At 53.4% G+C, this 1,409-nt stretch carries 2 pseudogenes; both read left to right on the forward strand.

The window, feature by feature from the left end:
- Positions 1 to 253 precede the first annotated feature (253 nt).
- A pseudogene (locus ACLD1X_RS29085) lies at positions 254 to 445 on the forward strand (hypothetical protein); the annotation flags it as partial.
- 15 nt (positions 446 to 460) lie between these two features.
- Positions 461 to 1,409 (forward strand): annotated as a pseudogene (locus ACLD1X_RS29090) (hypothetical protein); the annotation flags it as partial.

A 1,409-nucleotide genomic window follows, 5' to 3' on the forward strand; every position in this document is an offset into this window, starting at 1 on the left:
CGAACGGCGTGGTCACACTGCCGTTCGGCGACAATGTTGGCAGCATTCCCGAGGCCGTTCTTCCCCAGCCCGATAACAAATTACTCATTGCGGTAGCCACTACCAAGCCGCAAATGGCCCTCGCCAAGATTGCACGGCTGGATGAAAACGGCAGGCTGGACCCTACATTCGGTACTGGTGGCATCGTTGAAATCCCTTTCGATGACGGCACATGGTTTTCACCCCGTCACTTGCATTCGCTGGCAAATGAAGGATGGTTGATCACGGGTGCCGTCGAGAGCAGAACGGAGCCAGGCCGAGATCTGGCGGTCGTGCGTCAGCTCAAGGACGGTGCGTNTGGTTTTCACCCCGTCACTTGCATTCGCTGGCAAATGAAGGATGGTTGATCACGGGTGCCGTCGAGAGCAGAACGGAGCCAGGCCGAGATCTGGCGGTCGTGCGTCAGCTCAAGGACGGTGCGTTGGACACCACCTTCGGCAAGGACGGTAAAGTCACCCTCAACATCTACGAGCTTATCGGCGCCTCTCGCGATAGGGAGATCCGTTTTCTCACCCATCGCCATGACCAAAAGCGCTATGAAAGCCTGGCTGAAAGCGCAGGTGATATCGGTGCAACCACTCTCGTGCGTCAAGACGGAAAGATTGTCCTGGTCAGTACCGTTGTTTATGACTTCAACAATCTGCAAGGGATTGTGATTCGCCTGAACAAGGACGGCTCGCTGGACACGAGTTTCAATCAAAAGGGTTCTTTGCTGGTTGAGTTACCGGGCATCGAGCGTATCTCGAACAATGCTTCCGGAGTGACCTTACAGCAGGACGGTAAGGTATTGGTCTGCGGTGATTTCAGCCGAACGCCCGAGGACGAATCTCCGGACGCCTATGTGATTCGTCATGGCGAAAGCGGCAACATTGATAGTAACTATGGCGACAATGGTGTCGTCATTGTTGCTGATGCCCAAAGGCTCGAGCTGAGCTCAATGACGTTGAAACCTGATGGCGGAATTATTGCGACTGGCTCTGCGCCGAGAAATCAACAGGGATTGATTGTATCTCTCAATGACAGCGGAAGTTTCAATCTGGTGTTTAACAATGGGAAGCCATTGTTCTCTGACTTCCTGGATGAGGGTTTGTCCTGGCGACGGAGTATTTTACAGGAGGATGGAAAAATCCTTGTCATTGGGCAGGGAGGCGGTACGTTTCTCGATGAGAACAGCTCGATGGTGGCTGCACGCTATCTCGCCGATGGCTCTCTGGATAAAGAGTTTGGTAATGGAGGCTGGGTTGTTTTCAATGACGAAAAAGGGATCGACCTCTATAGGGGCAGTGCATTGATGTCCGAGAATCGCGTGGTTGTTTGCGGGTATGCGATTGATCCACCTAACCCTCTTTGGGGGAGTGTGGTGCGTTACC

It is taken from the genome of Pseudomonas sp. 18173, assembly GCF_050432945.1.
GTDB lineage: Bacteria > Pseudomonadota > Gammaproteobacteria > Pseudomonadales > Pseudomonadaceae > Aquipseudomonas.